The organism is Clostridium sp. D46t1_190503_E9, assembly GCF_015555225.1.
In the GTDB taxonomy this organism is placed as follows: domain Bacteria; phylum Bacillota; class Clostridia; order Clostridiales; family Clostridiaceae; genus Clostridium.
This window is the reverse complement of record NZ_JADNKB010000002.1, coordinates 355,626-375,232: the sequence shown is the minus strand read 5'-3', so window position 1 is coordinate 375,232 and position 19,607 is coordinate 355,626. Positions and strand designations below refer to the sequence as shown.

General features: G+C 27.9%; 16 protein-coding genes. 10 read left to right on the top strand and 6 right to left on the bottom strand.

What is annotated here, in order from left to right:
- Nucleotides 1-129: 129 nt before the first annotated feature.
- Nucleotides 130-921: a lipid II flippase Amj family protein gene (locus I2E83_RS03695; RefSeq protein ID WP_195428580.1), complete on the top strand. Its 792-nt coding sequence runs from the start codon at nucleotides 130-132 to the stop codon at nucleotides 919-921.
- A gap of 107 nt (nucleotides 922-1,028) precedes the next feature.
- Here I2E83_RS03695 and I2E83_RS03690 read toward each other — a convergent pair whose 3' ends face one another.
- Both I2E83_RS03690 and I2E83_RS03685 read right to left on the bottom strand, forming a co-directional pair.
- Nucleotides 1,029-1,217, bottom strand: coding sequence for a DUF4177 domain-containing protein (locus tag I2E83_RS03690; RefSeq protein WP_195264232.1), 189 nt, complete (start codon nucleotides 1,215-1,217; stop codon nucleotides 1,029-1,031).
- A 26-nt stretch (nucleotides 1,218-1,243) separates the two neighbouring features.
- The gene (locus tag I2E83_RS03685; protein WP_195428577.1) at nucleotides 1,244-2,170 is read right to left on the bottom strand and encodes a TraB/GumN family protein; all 927 of its coding nucleotides are present in this window, start codon (nucleotides 2,168-2,170) and stop codon (nucleotides 1,244-1,246) included.
- 366 nt (nucleotides 2,171-2,536) lie between these two features.
- Here I2E83_RS03685 and I2E83_RS03680 point away from each other — a divergent pair, with 366 nt between their 5' ends.
- Nucleotides 2,537-3,013: a cupin domain-containing protein gene (locus I2E83_RS03680; RefSeq protein WP_195428575.1), complete on the top strand. Its 477-nt coding sequence runs from the start codon at nucleotides 2,537-2,539 to the stop codon at nucleotides 3,011-3,013.
- Nucleotides 3,014-3,247: 234 nt separating this feature from the next.
- Nucleotides 3,248-3,754 carry a hypothetical protein gene (locus I2E83_RS03675; protein ID WP_195428573.1) on the top strand — a complete coding sequence of 169 codons (507 nt, stop codon included), beginning with the start codon at nucleotides 3,248-3,250 and terminating at the stop codon, nucleotides 3,752-3,754.
- A 74-nt stretch (nucleotides 3,755-3,828) separates the two neighbouring features.
- Here the strand turns inward: I2E83_RS03675 and I2E83_RS03670 are convergent, their stop codons facing one another.
- Nucleotides 3,829-5,139 carry an aspartate kinase gene (locus tag I2E83_RS03670; protein ID WP_195264228.1) on the bottom strand — a complete coding sequence of 437 codons (1,311 nt, stop codon included), beginning with the start codon at nucleotides 5,137-5,139 and terminating at the stop codon, nucleotides 3,829-3,831.
- A gap of 140 nt (nucleotides 5,140-5,279) precedes the next feature.
- On the opposite strand from I2E83_RS03670, the gene I2E83_RS03665 reads away from it, so the two are divergent.
- From I2E83_RS03665 to I2E83_RS03650, 4 genes are all read left to right on the top strand, one after another.
- Nucleotides 5,280-6,194 (top strand): M15 family metallopeptidase, encoded by a 915-nt coding sequence (locus tag I2E83_RS03665; RefSeq protein WP_195428571.1) that lies wholly within the window; start codon nucleotides 5,280-5,282, stop codon nucleotides 6,192-6,194.
- Between the two features lie 347 nt (nucleotides 6,195-6,541).
- Nucleotides 6,542-8,662, top strand: a complete 2,121-nt coding sequence (nrdD, locus tag I2E83_RS03660) for an anaerobic ribonucleoside-triphosphate reductase (protein WP_195264226.1) — start codon at nucleotides 6,542-6,544, stop codon at nucleotides 8,660-8,662.
- A gap of 14 nt (nucleotides 8,663-8,676) precedes the next feature.
- Nucleotides 8,677-9,177, top strand: a complete 501-nt coding sequence (nrdG, locus tag I2E83_RS03655; protein ID WP_195264225.1) for an anaerobic ribonucleoside-triphosphate reductase activating protein — start codon at nucleotides 8,677-8,679, stop codon at nucleotides 9,175-9,177.
- A gap of 179 nt (nucleotides 9,178-9,356) precedes the next feature.
- The gene (locus I2E83_RS03650; protein WP_195428570.1) at nucleotides 9,357-11,084 is read left to right on the top strand and encodes a methyl-accepting chemotaxis protein; all 1,728 of its coding nucleotides are present in this window, start codon (nucleotides 9,357-9,359) and stop codon (nucleotides 11,082-11,084) included.
- A 58-nt stretch (nucleotides 11,085-11,142) separates the two neighbouring features.
- On the opposite strand, the gene I2E83_RS03645 is transcribed toward I2E83_RS03650, so the two are convergent.
- The 3 genes from I2E83_RS03645 to speD all read right to left on the bottom strand — a co-directional run bounded on the left by I2E83_RS03645 (nucleotide 11,143) and on the right by speD (nucleotide 13,744).
- Nucleotides 11,143-12,285 carry a hypothetical protein gene (locus I2E83_RS03645; protein WP_195264223.1) on the bottom strand — a complete coding sequence of 381 codons (1,143 nt, stop codon included), beginning with the start codon at nucleotides 12,283-12,285 and terminating at the stop codon, nucleotides 11,143-11,145.
- Between the two features lie 190 nt (nucleotides 12,286-12,475).
- Complete coding sequence (gene speE / locus I2E83_RS03640) at nucleotides 12,476-13,321, bottom strand: polyamine aminopropyltransferase (protein WP_195264248.1); 846 nt, start codon at nucleotides 13,319-13,321, stop codon at nucleotides 12,476-12,478.
- Between the two features lie 9 nt (nucleotides 13,322-13,330).
- On the bottom strand, nucleotides 13,331-13,744 hold the full coding sequence (speD, locus tag I2E83_RS03635; RefSeq protein WP_347707764.1) for an adenosylmethionine decarboxylase: 414 nt from the start codon (nucleotides 13,742-13,744) through the stop codon (nucleotides 13,331-13,333).
- A 259-nt stretch (nucleotides 13,745-14,003) separates the two neighbouring features.
- Here speD and I2E83_RS03630 point away from each other — a divergent pair, with 259 nt between their 5' ends.
- From I2E83_RS03630 to I2E83_RS03620, 3 genes are all read left to right on the top strand, one after another.
- Nucleotides 14,004-14,309, top strand: coding sequence for a hypothetical protein (locus tag I2E83_RS03630; protein WP_195264221.1), 306 nt, complete (start codon nucleotides 14,004-14,006; stop codon nucleotides 14,307-14,309).
- A gap of 55 nt (nucleotides 14,310-14,364) precedes the next feature.
- The gene (locus I2E83_RS03625; protein ID WP_195428568.1) at nucleotides 14,365-14,790 is read left to right on the top strand and encodes an LPXTG cell wall anchor domain-containing protein; all 426 of its coding nucleotides are present in this window, start codon (nucleotides 14,365-14,367) and stop codon (nucleotides 14,788-14,790) included.
- 466 nt (nucleotides 14,791-15,256) lie between these two features.
- The coding region (locus I2E83_RS03620) for an Ig-like domain-containing protein (RefSeq protein WP_195428566.1) at nucleotides 15,257-19,607 on the top strand (4,351 nt) is incomplete at its 3' end.

Genomic DNA, 19,607 nt, shown 5'->3' with positions numbered 1-19,607 from the left:
ATATATGATAAGTTAATCTTAATAACATTACTAAATTTATAAATTAGTACAATATAAATCAAACTTAAAAAAATAGTAAACTATTTTAAAATATACATTTAAAAACAATATTAAAGGGTGTGATATAAGGTGGATAAACAGATTATAATTGTTTTAGTATTAAACTTTATAATTTCACTAATTGGAACATTAGCGTATTCAGTTAGGTTAGTAGGGGTTAGAACAGGGAAAATAGCTGTTACATTTGCAGTATTTAATGTATTAATGCTTGTTTCAAGAACTGCATTAACATTTCAAACTCCATTATTAACAAAGTTTGTAGAAAGTGACCCAAGTAGTGGAGCTTTACTTAATATATTTAATTTGATAATTATAATTTCTGGAATTGCATCTATAGTAGGTGCCTTTTTAATACCAACATTTCAACAAATGTTTAGTAAGGCAGTAAATCATTTTTCTATAGAAAGGTCTATTCCTAAACTTATAATACATAGCTTTTCAAAAAATGGTGTGAAATATATGAAGGAGAGTATAGCAATTCCAGTAAAAGAAAGTTTAACAAGTATAAATTATAAAAGGCTTCCAAAAAGGATTTTATTTTATAATTTTATTTCTGTAGCTATAATAACTGCAGGCGCTTTTGCACCAATATATGCAGCAAGCATAGCTCCAGATCTTAGAATGACTTGCTTATCCTTGTCACCAGTAATTAATGGAACAGCAACAATACTTACGTCAATTTTTATTGATCCTCATTTATCTATTATGACTGATGATGTAGTAGAGGGTACATGTAGTGAAGAGGATTTTAGAGCTTGTGTTATAGCAATGGTAGGAAGTAAAGTGGTAGGTACTTTTGTAGCATTGGTGATATTTGTACCAGCTTCATATTTAATTGCTTTAATAGCTAATTTTATATAATAAATATATTAAAGAAAAAATAAAGCTTACATTTAAAGCAATAAAGCAAAATAAGAAAGATAAGTGCTAATCTTTCTTATTTTGCTTTATCATTAAATAATATTTTACTAAATTTGTTTTTCGAATATTAATTCAAAATGAGTGGCAGATCCATAAGCACCAGTTGGTGGAGTGAGAATTTGTACTAATCTCCAGCCTTCTTTTGCATGCTGATTTATTATCATGTGATAGTCTTCTTTTGGTCTTGATTCTATAAAACCTTTTAACTCTAGTCTTATGAATTTATATTCATACATATAAATTAACCTCCAATACACAATCTTTAATTTATTCTAGTTATTTCATATCCCTTCTCTTCTAGAAATTTTAAAATGCTATCATCACCGATAAAATGAGCAGCTCCAACCGCAACAGTATGTTTTTTACCATCTTTAACCAATTCATCTATTTTATTTGCCATATTAATATTTCTATTTTTAAGCATTATATTATAGTATTCTGGATTACTAGTTTTCATTTTATTATTTAATTCTTCAATATATCCAATATCTCCATTTTTATATGCATTAAAAAGATTTTTAGCTGTATCTACTTCTTCGCTAATATTAGAATTAGAATAATTATTTAGATATTCTTTTAGATATTCCCAAGTAAAAATTTCAGACATTGTCTCAAGTTGAGAATCAACTCCTTCAAGTTCATTAATTCTTATGTTATCTCCATTTGTTTTACGCAATTTAACTTGGTTCATCATAATTAAATCTAAACCATTTCCTATTATACCTGCTTTAGCATAACATAGATTTGTTAATACGCTATTTAATGTAAAGGCGTTTAAAGTCTGTATTTTCTTTATATTGAAATTAGGACTTAATGTATTTAAGATTGAATATAATTTATTTATTTCATCTTCAGATAAATATTTCTCTATAGTTTCCCCATCTTTTAAATATCCAGAAGATTGAACTTTATCTATATTTTCTTTAAGTGATAAGTCGAGTTCTACAGATAAAACATCAGTCTCATCAATTATTCTCTTTATGTCATTATTTAAGAAATTAATATTATTGCTTCCAAGATGTATAGTGCCAACTAAATTTATACTATTAGTTCCGTCAGTTGCTTCCCATATATAACCTTTAGAGATTTCTTTTTCTATAGTTTTATTATTACATGATACTAATGTAGTTATGAAAAAAGAAATAATAAAAAAACAAAGTAAATTTTTGAATTTAAGAATACCTTTCATATTTAGAATCTCCTTAATAATTATTTGCATTTAATATATATATTACCATAAATAGTAAAATGTATAAATGTTTTAAGAATATTATTTGTTGTTAATAAAACAAAAAATAAATAAAGAAATTGCTAGAAAACTTGGATATTAGGAAGATAATATTAATACAAGAATATATATAGGAAAGAAGACGATTAGAAATAAAGTAGGTGATTGTATTCCTTTATTTAACAAAAATAATCTAGAAATAAAATTGAGATTAGTAGAAAGTTCTATTTTCAATAAAATAGTTTAAAATAATTATAGAAATAAAGGATTATAATGTAATGTTTGGGGGCTTGGTATATAATGTTAATAAATAAAGGAGGAGATATAATGAAGAATTCAGAATACTACATAAAAAATTTAGAAATGATACCCCACGTAGAAGGAGGATACTTTAAAGAATCATTTTTATCAGAAGAAACGGTGCGAGAAAATAAGAATTTATGGAGTAGCATATATTTTCTTTTGAGAACAGGTGAGGTATCAAATTTTCATAGGTTAAAATCTGATGAATTATGGTATTATCATGATGGGGAAGCACTTACTATTTATATGATAAGTCAAAATGGAGAACTTATAACAAAACAGCTTGGAGTAAATATAGAAAATGGAGAAGTACCACAAGTTTTAGTACCAAAAGGATATATATTTGGTTCAGCTATGAATAACGAAGGGTTTTCTTTAGTTGGATGTATGGTTGCACCAGCATTTGAATATGAAGATTTTGAATTATTTGAAAGGGAATATCTTTTAAATCTATATCCAGAGCATAAGGATGTAATATTAAAACTTACTAGAGAGAAATAATTAGTTTAAATAAATTTACATATATTATGAAAATGATAGAAATTCTTATAATATGATAAAAGTAGGAATTTTACAAATTAATAAGATACTTTATTCAGTGCTAAGAAATTAGAAATGAGATACATAAAGTTATAATATGCAAATATTTTATTACTTTCATATAATATATGTATTAAATGAAAGTATATGGTATAATATTTTCCGAAGTTTACTAAATTTGGAGAAGTGAGAAGTATGAGTAATAAAAGGCTCTTTTATTTTATTGTACCTATAATTATAGTATCAGGAATAGGAATAACGATAAATAGATTTTTAGACAAATTTTATTTAGAGAATAATGAAAAATGTATATATAATGATAATTCAAAGATAGTATTAGTAAATGATAATTATTCTTATTTAGATAAAAAAGGAATAAATGAAAATTCTAACACAGATATATATTTTAAATTTACAGGCATGGATACTATTTGGCAAGTGATTTCTAATCATGATGCAGAAATCAATATTAAATATAATTCTAATATTGAATCAGGAAAGTTTAAAGTAGTTTTAATTGATTCTGATAATAATATTACAAATATTTTAGAGCAATCCCAATTAGGAGATAGTACATATAGTGTAAAGAAGGGAATTAATAGAATAAAAATAGTTGGAAGTCGAACAACCGGAAATTTAAAAATGGACATAAGTATAAGGAAAGATGAAAATGGAGTAGATGTAGTTGCGATAAACAGCTAGGGAAATAATTAGAATAAGTTATAATAAAGGCAAAGTGTTAGATTGTACTAGCAATTTGCCTTTAATTTTATAAACTAAACAAATGCCTTATAAATAGAATTAATTCCTTTTTCAAAATCGTCATTTTCTATGCCTATAAGAATATTTATTTCGCTAGAACCTTGATCAATCATTCTTATATTAATATTAGAATTACTTAAAGATGAAAAGATTTTAGCAGCAATTCCTTTATTTGAAGACATACCATTACCAACGGTTGCAATAAGGGCCATATTAGGATGGACTACAATTGAATCAGGATTGCATGTCCTTCTAATTTCATCAACTAAAATATCTATTTTATTATTAAGCTGAGAATCAGATATAACCACACAAACAGTATCTATACCAGAAGGCATATTTTCAAAGGAAACACAATTTTGTTCTAATATTGATAGAACTTTTCTGCAAAATCCAAGTTCTGAATTCATCATTGCCTTTTCAATTGAAATTACAGTAAAGTCTTTTTTACCAGCAATTCCTTTTATGGGATTATTATAATCAGGTTCCATATCTTTAACAATCAGTGTTCCTGAATCAGATGGAAGATTAGTATTTTTTATATTAATAGGTATTCCAGCATTTCTTACAGGAAAAACAGATTCTTCATGTAATACAGATGCACCCATATAAGAAAGCTCTCTTAATTCTCTATAAGTAATTTTCTTGATTTGCATTGGGTTTTCAACTATTTTAGGATCAGCCATCAAGAAACCAGATACATCTGTCCAATTTTCATATAAATCAGCATTTATGCTTGCAGCAACTAATGCTCCTGTAATATCAGAACCACCTCTAGAAAATGTCACTATATTACCTATAGGATCACATCCATAAAAACCCGGAATAACAGCTTTTTCATAATTAGAAAGCGTATCTTCCAATGCTTTATATGTAGCCTCGGTATCTAAGCTTCCATACTTATTAAATATAATTACATCTTTGGCATCTATAAAGTTAAAATCTAAATAATTTGCAAGAATAATACCATTTAGATATTCGCCCCTACTTGCAGCATATTCCTTAGATGCTCCATTTTCTATATCTTTTTTTATTTCACTTAAATAGCTATCTATATCTAATGAAAGATCAAGCTCATAAACTATAGATTTATATCTATTAGAGATTAAATTAAATACATCATCTAGTGGAATACTAGATTCAATGTGTGCTTGACAAAGATATAAAAGGTCTGTGATTTTAAAATCTTTAGAGTTTCTCTTTCCTGGTGCAGAAGGTATAACAAACTTTCTTTTATTATCAGATAAAAGAATATCCTTTACCTTTTTAAATTGGTTAGCATCAGCCAGAGAACTTCCCCCAAACTTAGAAACTATAATACTCATATTTTGCCCCCTTGTAAAAAAGTATTTACTATATATTAACAGTATTTTAAAAAAATCTCAAATTAAAAATTATCAATTATTAGAGTATGTTTATTTTTTTTAGGAATAATAAAAATATAAATTCATAAGTAGGTGAAAATATGAAAAAGAAATCAATAATCATATATAGTATGCTGGTGCTATTTAATATAGTAGTATATAGTCCACAAGCAATGAGGATGGAAGATAATACATATATAAATAATGCTAAGCGGGATTTACTAGTTTTAATGTTAGCTTATCCAGAAGAAATAAAGGATATTGAGGTATCTGAAGATAACTATATATACTTAGTTTTGAATAATGATAAAAAGGTTTTATATGACGATAAAAAGGAAAAATGTAAAGATATGAAAACAGCCAATGCAGATTTGCAAGATACTTTAGAAGATATATATCCATTAGAGAGCATAAGTACAGTTATAGATGGAATGGATCCAGGTAGAGGAAGGGCATATTCTTTTCTTAATAGTATTTATGGGAGCAATCAAAATCAAATAGAAAAGAATTTATCTTCTTTCTCAACATCATGTGGTAATGTAATGTTTAATAAAAATGCTAAAGCAGGAGAGTCTTTAAAAAAGGCTTTAAATGAAGCAAGAGAACTATCCAAAACAGATAATAAAGTTAATAATTATATTTTCCCGATAAGTGGAGGTTACAATTATAGGGTTATCCAAGATACTGGAAGGCTTAGCCCACATGCTTATGGAATAGCCATAGATTTAAGTAGAAATGATGCAGATTATTGGAAATGGGTAGATAAAACTAAAGGAAGCAAGAGAATAGAAGGCTATCCTAAGGAGTTAGTAAAAGTCTTTGAAGAAAATGGATTCGTTTGGGGAGGAAAATGGGAGCATTTTGATATCTTACATTTTGAGTATAGACCAGAAATAATATTAAAAAGTAAATATTTTGCTGAGACATCAAAGATAAATAATGATAAATGGTATGAAGGTGCGCCTATAAATGATGAAACACAAAATAAAATAAATTTAATTGATGAGAAATTATAAAATTAAAGCTATACTATTTAACGTAAATGTTTAACTTAGTATAGCTTTTAAATTTTATTTTTTATAAAATGCGAATAATAGCATTATTAATGGCACCTAGGGGTTAATATTAAAAGACTATTTATATTTAAAATGCAAAAGCAAAGGGTGATTAAAAAAATATCAATTATGTACATAAAACAAAGGTAACTTTGATATAAACGAAAATTTGAAAGGATTGTTTAATAAAATGAGATGTTGTAAAAATGCAATGAAAAATGTTTTATTGTATAATTAGAAAATGAGTTGCTAAAAGAAGATAAAATATAAAGGTTTCAAAAACTTTTAAAGGGGAGTAGATGGGTTAAATGAAAGTTATTAAAAGAGATGGAAGTATAGTTGAATTTGATAAGGGGAAAATAAGAGCTGCAATTTCTAAAGCAATGAAAAATGGAAGTGGTATTTATTTAGCAGATATAGCAAAGCTTATAGCAAATGATGCTGAAAAATATTTTTCAAAACAAGGGGATACTCCAACTATACATAAAATAGAATCTTATGTTTACGATAGACTTGTTCACTACGGACAAATTGTAACAGCTAAGTCCTATGAAGGATATAGAGCAGTACAAGAGTTTAAGAGAAATACAAATACAACGGATGAAAGTATACTAAGTCTTTTAAATAAAACTAATGAGGATGTTATAAAGGAAAATTCAAATAAAAATTCAGTCATAGCAGCAACACAAAGAGATTTAATTGCAGGAGAAGTTTCAAAAGATATATCTAGAAGAAGGCTTATTCCAACCCATATAGTTCAAGCGCATGATGAAGGAGTAATACATTGGCATGATATGGATTATACTCTTTCAAATATATTTAATTGCTGTTTAATTAATTTGGAAGACATGCTAAATAATGGAACAGTGATAAATGATAAGCTTGTAGAAACGCCTAAATCTTTTAGTACAGCTTGTACTGTTACTACTCAAATAATGGCTCAAGTTGCAAGTAATCAATATGGTGGACAAAGTATAACAATAAAACATCTTGCAAAATTTTTAAGGATAACTGAAGAAAAAACTTATAAGATGTATTTAGAAAAATATAATAATGAAGAACTTGCAAGAGAGTTAGCTAAAGATATGAAGCTTAAGGAATTAAGAGATGGAGTTCAAACTATAAGATATCAATTATCAACATTGCAAACTACAAATGGTCAAGCTCCTTTCAGTACAATTTACCTAGAGATTGAGGAAGGTAATGAGTATGAGGAAGAAATGGCCTTAATTTGTGAGGAAATGATAAAGCAAAGATTAGAAGGTATGAAAAATTATAAGGGACAAGAAATAGGAGAGGCTTTCCCAAAACTTGTTTATTTATTAGATGATCATAATTGCCTTGAAGGTGGGAAATATGATTATATAACTAAATTGGCTGCAAAGTGTACAGCAAAAAGATTAGTTCCAGATTATCAATCAGCAAAGATGATGAGAATGAATTATGAAGGAAATACTTTTCCACCAATGGGATGTAGATCACATCTTTCACCTTGGAAGGATGAAGAAGGTAACTATAAATGGTATGGAAGATTCAATCAAGGGGTAATTAGTTTAAACTTACCTCAAATAGGCATAATTGCAGATGGGGATATGGAATTATTCTGGGATATGTTAAATCAAAGATTAGAACTTTGTAAGGAAGCTCTTTTAACAAGACATAATATGCTTCTTGAAACACTTTCGGATGTTTCGCCTATACATTGGCAACATGGTGCAATAGCAAGGTTAGAAAAAGAAGAAAAAATAGATAAGTTGTTAAAAGATGGATATTCAACATTGTCATTAGGTTATGTAGGAATACATGAAATGGTTCAATCAATGCTTGGAGTAAGTCATACAAGTGAAGAGGGAGAAAAATTTGCTTTAGATGTAATGAATCATATGAATGAAGCGTGCCAGAAGTGGAAAGATGAAACTGGATTAGGTTTTAGTTTATATGGTACTCCAGCAGAAAATTTAATATATAGATTTTGTAAGCTAGATAGAAATAGATTTGGGGTTATTCCAAATGTAACAGATAAGTTATACTATACTAACTCTTATCATGTTCATGTTTGTGAAGAAATAGATGCATTTAGTAAATTAAAATTTGAATCTCAATTCCATAACATAAGTTTAGGTGGTTGTATTTCTTATATAGAAGTTCCTGATATGAGCAAAAATTTAGATGCAATTGAGCAAATCATAAACTTTATATATCATAATATACAATATGCAGAAATAAATACTAAACCAGATATATGCTATAAATGTGGATATACTGGTGAAATTAAATTAGATGATAATTTAGAATGGTTCTGTCCATCTTGTGGAAATAAGGAAGAAGCGGAAATGCAAGTAATGAGAAGGACTTGTGGTTATATAGGAACTAATTATTGGAATAAAGGTAGAACTGCTGAAATTGGAGATAGAGTATTACATTTATAAGGAAGGTTTTCTAAATGAATTATTCTAAAATAAGAAAATTTGATGTTAGTAATGGACCAGGTATAAGAACTACATTATTTGTAAGTGGATGTACTAATAATTGTGAGGGTTGTTTTAATAAAGATTTACAAGATTTCAATTATGGTGATAAGTGGACAAAAGAAACGGAAGAAGAATTTATAGAATATGTTAAAAATCCAAATGTAAAGGGCGTTAATATTTTGGGTGGAGAGCCTATGGACCAAATACAAGATAAAGATTTATTAAATTTATTAAAAAGAATAAAAGAAGAAACTAAAAAAAGTATTTGGTTATGGTCTGGTTACTTATATGAGGATATAATAAAAAATGAAAATAGATTATCTATATTATCTTCAGTAGATGTACTTATAGATGGCAGATTTGAAATAGATAAAAGAAATATATCCTTAAAGTATAGAGGATCAAGCAATCAAAGGGTAATAGATGTTTTAAAAAGTCTTGAAAAAAATGAAGTAATAGAGATACAACTATAAATATTAATATTAAAAGCACTTCGTAAATGAATTATTTACAAAGTGCTTTTCTTGTTTTTTATAAAGTATTTTGACAATTATTATAAAGTTTTGACAATTTTAAGGAATATTTTGACTGAGTAGATATTATAATAGATAATTAAATTGTACATAAATTTAATTATAAGAGGGGTGGATATATGATTAAAAATTTAAAAGTTAGAGTAAAAATATTTATCCTAACAACTACTTTAACTTTAATGATGCTTTTTATAGGAGGAATAGGAGTATTCCAACTCAATAAAGCTGATGAAAGAATGCAAAAGATGTATAATGAGAATTTTTCATCTGTGTTAAGCTTGAACAATAGTATAAATGAAGAACGGAGTATTGAAACAAGTATTTATAAAATTATTTTAAATGCCGGGAATAAGGATCTTCAAGAAGAAGAAAAGGAGAAAGCAATTAAGAGTCAGGAAAGCTTTGATAAAAATTTTAGTAATTATAAAAATATATATATTGATGAGCATACAAGTAAGGAAATAATCGGAATTGAGACTAAATTGAAATCTTATAGAGAGAAGCAAAATGAAATCATTAATTTAGCTATTTCAGGTAATGGAGGTGAGGCTAAAAAACAACTTGAATTAGTTGAACTTGATTTTGGTGAAGGATTTAGATATGAATTAAACAAGCTTGCTAATTATAGCAATACTATAGCAGAAAGTATAAAAATTGAAAATGAGCAGGCTATAAAAAAATTAATTTCATTATTGATTACAAGTATAATACTGGTATTAATTACTGGAATTATTGCAGCAGCACTTATAACAAGAAATATTGTTAAGCCTTTGAAGATAGCTGTAAATGAAATGGAGATAATTTCAAAGGGAGATTTCTCAAGGGAAATAGATAAAAAAGCTTTAAATAGAAAAGATGAACTTGGAATTATATTAAAGTATATAACCATAATTCAAAATTCACTTAGTACTTTATTAGAAAATGTTAAAATAGAATCAAAAAATACAGAATATTCTATTAAGAATATTAATTCAAATATATATGATTTAAATATTAGCTTAGAAAATATGGCAGCTACTTCAGAAGAAGTAACGGCAATTATGGAAGAAACAGCTGCTTCCACTCAAGAAATGAATCATTCAATTGAATCTATAGAAATATCTGCTGAATCAATAGCAAATAAAGCAAAAGATGGATCAAAGATTGCAGGAGAAATAAGCAAGAGAGCAGTAGATAATAAAAATTCTGTTAATTTAGGGCTTAACAATACAAATGAAATTTTAGAAAGTACTAAAGCAACATTGAAAGGTGCGATAGAACAAACTAAAGTAATTAATAAGATATATGAATTGTCAGAAATAATTATAGAGATAACAGAGCAAACTAATCTTCTAGCTTTAAATGCTTCAATAGAAGCTGCAAGAGCAGGAGAATCAGGAAGAGGATTTGCAGTGGTGGCTGAGGAAATAAGAAAGCTTGCAGAAGCTTCAAAAGACTCTGTTATAAAGATAAAGGAGACAGGAAATGATATATCTACAGCAGTTAGCAGTCTTATAGATAGTTCAAATAGTTTAATTAGTTTTATGGATAAGGATTTACAAAATGAATTTTCTAATATGATACGAGTAACAGAAACATATAAAGATGATGGGATATTAATAGATAATATAGTAAATGAGTTTGATAAAATTTCTAATGATTTATTAATTTCTATTAAAGAGATTTCTGATATTATGAATGGTGTATCTAAAGCAACAGCAGAAGGAAGTAGTGGAATTACTAACATTGCTAATAAAATTGTAGATGCAAGTAATAAGTCAGATAAAACTATAATTAATTCTAATAATGCAATGGATAGTTCAAAAAAATTAAAGGAATCTATAGATGTATTTAAAATAAGAGAGTAGGATAAACAAGCAAGGTGTTATTAAATAAATCTATATTTAATAATACCTTGCTTAAGTACTAACTAGATGTAACATCATATTTGTAACTAAACAATATTTCTTTTTTTGAATTTGGTTCAATTATGCTTTGAAAACATGGATTTCCATTTTTATCAGTTTGATATCTATCAGTAGCAAAATTCATTTCCCAAGGTGCAAATATAGGTTCACATATCTTTATAGGAATAGATTCATCTTTGGTATTAGTAATTATATATTGAACTTCTTTAAGAATATAATCTTTGTATTTCTGATAAGTAATTATTTTTCTTTGAGAAGTAACATCGAATGCTTTTCCCATTATATATGAAACTTCTCTATCTTTAGCTATATCTTTAATGGTGCTACCACCTACAAATTCTAAATTACCATCAAAACGAGTATAAGAATTTATATTACCAGATGGAAATGGGAAACCTAAATTGTTTTCAGCTGTATTTTGAAACTTAATTATTATATTAGCATTTATAGATTCGTATCCAAAATCATAGAGTTTACTATATATAATTCCATTTTTATAAAAGTTTTTTATTCTTTTTATTGTATTATTAAGGAAATTATATTTACCTGGTACTGTATAAATATAGTAATCAGCGATTTCTATATCAGTAATAGGAGTACTGCTTTCTAATTTGGTAGATTGAATAGGAGTGTTAGAGATATATAAATTCTTATAGGCTAAATTCACATCACCGGCTATAACTTTTAAAGTAGCATTATTGTAATCTATACCAGATTTGTTTATAAGATTGAACCAAGAGTGAATTTCTAATGTTTTTTCATATAAAATTATTGTATAACTACTAGACCATCTAATATTATCAGTTAAATAATATGCTTTTATTTCTTTTGAATCAATACTGTTTCCTTTAATCAAAATTGAATTAGGTATTAAGTTTTCACAAGTATCACATGGAGATGGATTAGGATTTTTATTATTGCAACAAAGATAATTAAATATCATTATGAAATCATCAATGCCTGTAATTATAACAGATGTTTCATCTATATACTTACTTATATCAAAGTATTCAATAGTAATATAAGGATTAGGATCAGATTTGTATTTGGGAATTTCTCTAGTTTCATTTATTAAAGCTGTATTATTATATACTGTTAGGGAAAGATTTTTAGTTTGTGAACTTGTAGATTTTCCGTACATTAAAACCTCTTAGAATAATTGTTATAGTATTATGATATAAAAATATATATCACAAGGTGCATATATTTTATATGGAAGATACAAAAGAGTATTATAGAGATTTATATATTCTGTTATATTGTTTAAATACTTATTCTAATATATGAAAAAATAGCCAATAAGATTTAAAATCCTATTGGCACTGTATTAATTAATCATTTAAGATTTCTTTAACATAATTTGGAATCATAAAAGCTCCCTTATGTAAGTTTGTATTATAGTATTTTGTAACTAAGCCTAATGAGTTCCAGTGATTTGCATCAAAATCATTTAACGGATGTAGTTCTTTAGAAGCAAAGCAAAACATCCAATGCCCCGAAGCATATGTAGGCATATGATATTGATATGCTTCACATATATCGAAGATACTTTTTAGCTTGCTAAATGATCTTTTCATCTCTCTTGCATTATGTGGGTAATAAGGACTTTCACATTGATTTATAAGAATTCCCTTTTCTGTTAATGCAGAGAAACAATCTTTATAAAATTCAGTAGTAAATAAGCCTTCTCCAGGTCCTATTGGATCAGTAGAATCTACTATAATTAAATCATATAAATTTTGTTTACCTTTAACGAATTTAATTCCATCTTCAAAAAATAAGTTTACTCTTTTATCATCTAGCTTATTTGATGTAAAAGGTAAAAATTCTTTTGATGCTCTAACAACTGCCTCATCTATTTCAACCATATCTATATTTTCAACAGTTTTATATCTAGTTAATTCTCTAACGGTACCGCCATCTCCAGCTCCTATTACTAAAATATTTTTAATATTTTTATTAGTAGCCATAGCCACATGAGTTATCATTTCATGATAAATAAATTCATCTTTTTCAGTAACCATTGTCCAGTTATCAATTACAAGTACTCTTCCAAATTCATAAGTATCCAATATATCAATTTTTTGAAATGGACTTTGTTCAGAATACAAGTGATTTTTAACTTTCATAGAAAAATTTACGTTTTGAGTTTGATTTTCAGTGTACCATAATTCCATATCCATATCTTAAACCTCCATTTTATGCTTTACTTGAATATTATCATATGCTCCGTTAGAAAAGGTTTTAACCTTGTCAACTAAACCTCTTGCAACTTCAGTAGACTCACTTCTTTCAGATTTTAATGCATCCTCAAGATATTTAAATGCAAGCCAAGGATTAACAGTATCACCGCAAGTGAATAGATCTACTGATGCATAACCATATTCAGGCCATGTATGAATTGTAAGATGAGATTCCTGGATTATAACAGCACCGCTTACTCCCCAGGGATTAAATTTGTGGAAACAGCTTGTGACTATTGTTGCATTAGATACGATAGCAGCTTCTTTCATATGCTCTTCAATGATAGCATGATCTTTTAAAATCTCCTTGTCACAGTTATAGTACTCCACTAAAATATGTCTTCCTAATTGTTCAATTTTCATAAAAATCCCTCCATAAATTTAAAATTTTAGTTCCATCCAATAGATAAATATTTAATTAGCAAAAATGCTTCACTCATGAAACCTCCTAAAAACACATAAAAGTTTAGTAATAGTAAACTTAGAGTTAAACTATACTAACTATATCATTTTAGCAATAGGGGGAAATGTTGTCAATTAATATTTTTGTGTTAATTAAATGCGAATTAAAGTTAAAATATGAAGGTTAACTGTTAAGAATCAAGGTGGAAATTCAATGATTATAGATGATTATGTACTTCGTTGGGTAGATATGCCTAGGATGGTTTCTATGCCAAGAATATCTTATGGAGATAGTATAGAATATGAAACTGATAAAAAGGAATTTACATTAAAAGCTACAGTGCCATATGGAGTAGGGTTTACAATAAATGATGAAGATATTAATAAATTATATCCTGGGGATATGGACGAGTACGGAAATGTATATGTAGAAGGAATAAAATTAAAGGCAGGTATGAATGAATTTAAACTTAATATTGAGCCTACACAAGGAACCATTGACTTACCTTGGTATACCTGATAATGGTAGGCTGGACAAGCAACTAAGACAATAACAATGAAAATTAATTTTTGAAATGAAGGTTAAAGAAGATGCAACTATTACAGCTGGAATTAAAGGAGTTAAAAAAGTATTTGAATTTAACTTATTGATTAAGAATGGCGAAGAAATAGTTACAGTTCATAGCTTTAAAGATGGAGTTGCAACTGTAACTTTAAAGTTAACAGATGAAGATTTAAAAGGCTTAAATAAGGCTAACTTAGCTGTATTTTATTATAATGAAGAAACTAAGACATTTGAACAATTAGAAACAACTATAAATGGAAATGAAGTAACTTTTAAAACACCACATTTTAGTAAGTTTATAATTGCAGAAAAAGCTAATAATGAAAGTGGAGTAACTTTACCAGCTACTGGTGGGAATAATCCTATGAATGGAATAATACTCGGATTTTTATTGGTATTAGTAGGAGGACTCTTTATATTTAATAAAAAGAAATAATATTTAAATTAATAATAATATAAATAAGAATAGCTTTAAAAAAGGATTATATTTTTATAAAAATATAATCCTCTTTTTTTAATTTTCTTTAATATGTTTGACAGAAGTTTTATTCAGCATAATGAATTAAATTTACTTAACATAATATAAAAAGTTTAATAAAAGTACTTAAATAATAAATAAATAATAAAAAATAATAAAATATGTAATATATATTGAATCAAAAACTAAACATTAGGTCGATTTATAGATAAAAATAATTATTTTATATAATTATTTTCGACTTGAAGAAGAAGTACTAAATGATAAAATTAAATTAGTAAAAGGTGGAAGGAGGAGTTTTTTGGGGGAAAGGTACAAAGAGATTCTATTTAAATTTACATTTTAAGTTTGGCATAATTTATTAAAGGTATAAGGATAAATACTTATATCAAGAGCTTATTAAAATATTTTAAGGGGGATGAATATGAAAAAGCTTTTAAAAAGCAGAATGTTAAGCTCATTTATGGCACTTACAATGATATTAGGACTAATAACTGTACCAGTAAAAGAAGTTAAAGCAGAAAAAGCAAGTAGTATAGTGATAAGTGAAGTATATGGCGGTGGAGGAAATTTTGGATCTAAATATAAAAACGATTTCATAGAACTATATAATCCAACTGATAATGATATTGATTTGACAGGTTGGAAAATAGAATATGCAAGTGCCACAGGAGAGTTTGGAAAAAATAATTGTAACTTAAGTGGGACAATTAAGGCAAATGGATATTGTTTAACTCAACAAGTAGCTGGAACAAGTGCTGATGGTGGAAAAGAACCCTTACCTGATCCAGATATTCTAGGAAACTTAAATATGGGAGCTTCAAATTTAAAGGTTAGAGTAGTCAATGCTGAAGGAGCAGTTATAGATTTCGTTGGTATTGGAACAGCGACAACTTTTGAAGGAGATAAGGCTGCACCTGCAATTAGCGCTAGTTTGAGTGCTCATCGTAAAGATAATGACGGATCAAATAATGGAATAACTAATGGTTGGGATACTAATAATAATGGAAATGATTTTTACGCAAAAGAACCAACTCCTAGAAATTCAAAATATTCATCTGTAGACATTGCATTAATTGGATTGAAAATTGATGAAAATATATATCTTGAAGTTGGAGAAAATAAAAATTTAACACTTGCTTATACCCCAGAAAATACTACTGAAAAAGGTGTTGAATATATAAGTTTAAACCCTGAAATAGCAACAGTAGATAAAGATGGAAAAGTTGTTGCTGTTAAAGATGGAAAAGCAATTATAGAAGTTAAATCAACAATAAAACCTGATATAAAATCAGTATGTAGAGTAGAAGTAAATAAAACTACAGATAAGATTGGGCCAACAGTTAGTGATTTAAAGCCAGCAAATGGACAAAATATAGGAAATTTAAGACGTCCTGAAATTAGTGCAACTTTTCAAGATGAATCAGGAATAGATATGGATTCAATTAAGTTATCACTTGATGGAAAAGATGTAAGCGGTAACATATCTAAAGATGATAAAACTATAAAATATTCTGTAGGAGAAGATTTAGCAGATGGTGCTCATACTGTTTTAGTTGAAGTCAAAGATTCTTTAGGAAATTCAACTACTCAGGAATGGAAGTTTACAATTGGAGAAGTTAAGAAAAACTTATATTTTGGACAGCTACATTCTCATACTAATATATCAGATGGTACTGGAACTGTAGATGAGGCATATCAATATGCAGAAAATACTGCAAAAGTAGATTTCTTAGCTGTAACAGATCACTCAAATTGGTTTGATAATGATAAATTAGCGAGCATAGCTGATGGATCAAAGAGTGAAGCTTGGAAAAAGGGTTTAAATGCTGCAGATAGGTATAATAAAAATGGAGATTTCGTAGCTATTTATGGATATGAAATGACTTGGTCAGGTTCTACTGGTGGATATGGTCATATTAATACTTTTAATACGCCAGGATTTGAGACAAGAACAAATAACAAAATGGATTTGAAAAATTACTATAATGCTTTAAAAACCCAAAAACAATCCATGTCACAATTAAATCACCCAGGAAAAACTTTTGGAGATTTTAGTGACTTTGCCTATTATGATGCTGAAATAGATAAGCAAGTTACATTAATTGAAGTTGGAAATGGTGAAGGAGCTATTAGAGGATCAGGATATTTCCCTTCATATGAATATTATACAAGAGCACTTGATAAAGGATGGCATGTTGCCCCTACGAATAATCAAGATAACCATAAAGGTAAATGGGGAAATGCAAACACTGCAAGAACTGTTGTAGAAGCATCTGATCTTTCAAGAGAGTCTGTTTATGATGCAATAAAAGAAAGAAGAGTTTATGCAACAGAAGATGAAAATTTAAAAATTTCTTATGAAGTTAATGGAAATACAATGGGATCAATAATACCACAAACAGATTCACTAGAATTTAATGTTAATGTCGAAGATATGGATTCTAGAGATAATATTAAAAAGATTTCAATAATTGGTGATGGTGGTAAAGTTGTTAAGTCAATTGATAATGTAAATTCTACAATTAAGAATTGGTCATTTACATTAGATAAATCAACAAGTTCATATTACTATGTAAGAGTAGATGAAGCAGATAGTGATATAGCTGTTACATCTGCAGTTTGGGTTGGAGAAAGAGAAAATTTTGGGATTTCTACAGTAGATTCTGACACAGAAGTAATTATTGCTGGTGAGGAATTCAATATAGGAACTACTATATATAATAATGAAGCAACAGCTATAAATAATATTAAAGTAGAATACTATTTAAACAATGGAAGCGAAGCAATAGATACTCAAACTATTGAAAAAGTAGATGCAGGATCATCAATAGTAGCAAAGCTAAAACATAAATTTGAGAAGGCTGGAGATTATTCTTTCCAGGTAAAAGTAACAGCTACTATTAATGGAGAAGTTAAAGAATTTAAAGGATCTATTGAAGTTGAAGTTTTAGGAGCAAATGAAGTTTCTAAAGTTGTTATAGATGGAGCACATCAAAATCAATATGTATCAGGAGACTATTCAAATAAAGTTACAACATTAACTGCTTTAATGGCACAAAATAAAGTTAAGGCAATTATAAATACTAAACCTATAACAGATGAAGTTCTAAATGGAGCATCACTGCTTATAATGTCAGATCCGCAAAGTACAGTTAAGGATGCATATGGATTAACTCCTCAAAAATATACTGACGATGAATTAGCTGCAATAGCTAGATTTGTTAAAAATGGTGGAAATATTGCAATAACTTCTAAAGCTGACTATGGAGATGCTAAGGATGAGTATGGAAATGCAAGACAAGGTAATTCTGTACTTGAAGCAATAGGAGCAAAAATAAGATTTAATGATGATCAAGCAACGGATGATAGTGAAAATGGTGGTCAAAACTATAGGTTATATTTTGATGATTATAATTTAGAAAGTAGTTGGATGAATGGCATAGATACAACTAAAAAATATAGTTTTTATAGCGGTTCAACACTTATAATGCCATCAGATAAATCAAACATAGATGTTTTAGTAAGAGGTCATGCAAATACTTACGGAAATGATGCTGATAACCAAAAGGATAATACTCCAGTAGGAAAAGGTGAAGTTGTGGGATTAGCAGTTGAAACTTTAAGTAATGGAGCAAAAGTTGTAGTGTCAGGTGCTACCTTCTTCTCAAACTTTGAGATGGATGGATTAGATTATTCTAATTATCAAATAACAGAAAAAGTTATAAAAGAACTTGCTTCAGCACCTGAACTTCCAATAAGTAAAATTGCTGATGTAAGAATAGATGCTAATAAAGATAATCTTCCAGATAGATTTGGTGAATCTGTAGTAGTTGAAGGATATGTAACAGCAGCATCTAACGTAGCAGCACCTGGAAATTCATTCTTTGATGTTATTTATATTCAAGATGAAACAGCAGGGTTAACTATATTTGGAGTTTCGACTACATCAGTAAAATTAGGTCAAAAGGTAAGAATTAAAGGAAAAGTTTCATCATATTTAAATGATGCACAAGTAGCTCTTAAAAATGAAAGTTTAGGGCTTAAAATTATTGATGAAAATATTAATTTAGTACAGCTAATTAAACTGTCAACAAAGGATAGCATGCTAGAAGAAAAAGAAGGCCTTTTAGTTAAGGTTGAAGGAAAAGTAACTAGGATTGAAGGACAAAGTATATTTGTAAATGATGGTTCTGGAGAATCAAGAGTTTATGTAGAAGGTTACGTTAGAAGTAGCAAAAATCCTGGAGTAGATGATGAATGGAAGGCTAGAATTAACGTAGGAGATAAAGTTTCTGCAATTGGACTTGCATCTGAGGATCCGGAAGGTCATAGACTAAGAGTTAGAGATTCAGCAGAAATTGAAAAGTTACAAGACAATGATGATGTGAAGGTAATAGGAATAAGTTTAGATAAAACATCAGCTGAATTAAAGATAAATGAAAGCTTAGAATTAAAGGCAAGCATTTCACCAGCAAACGCAACAAATAAAGAAGTTACATGGACAACAAGTGATGAAAAAGTTGCAAAGGTAGATGAAAATGGAAAAGTAACAGCTATAGGAGAAGGAAAAGCAACAATAACAGTTACAACAAAAGATGGAGGCTTTAAAGCTACATGCGAAGTTACTGTAAAACTAGAAGAAGATAATCCGGAAATTATAAAAGTAACAGGAATAAGTTTAGATAAGACATCAGCAGAATTAAAGATAAATGAAAGTTTAGGATTAAAAGCAAGTATTTCACCATCAGATGCAAACAATAAAGAAGTTACTT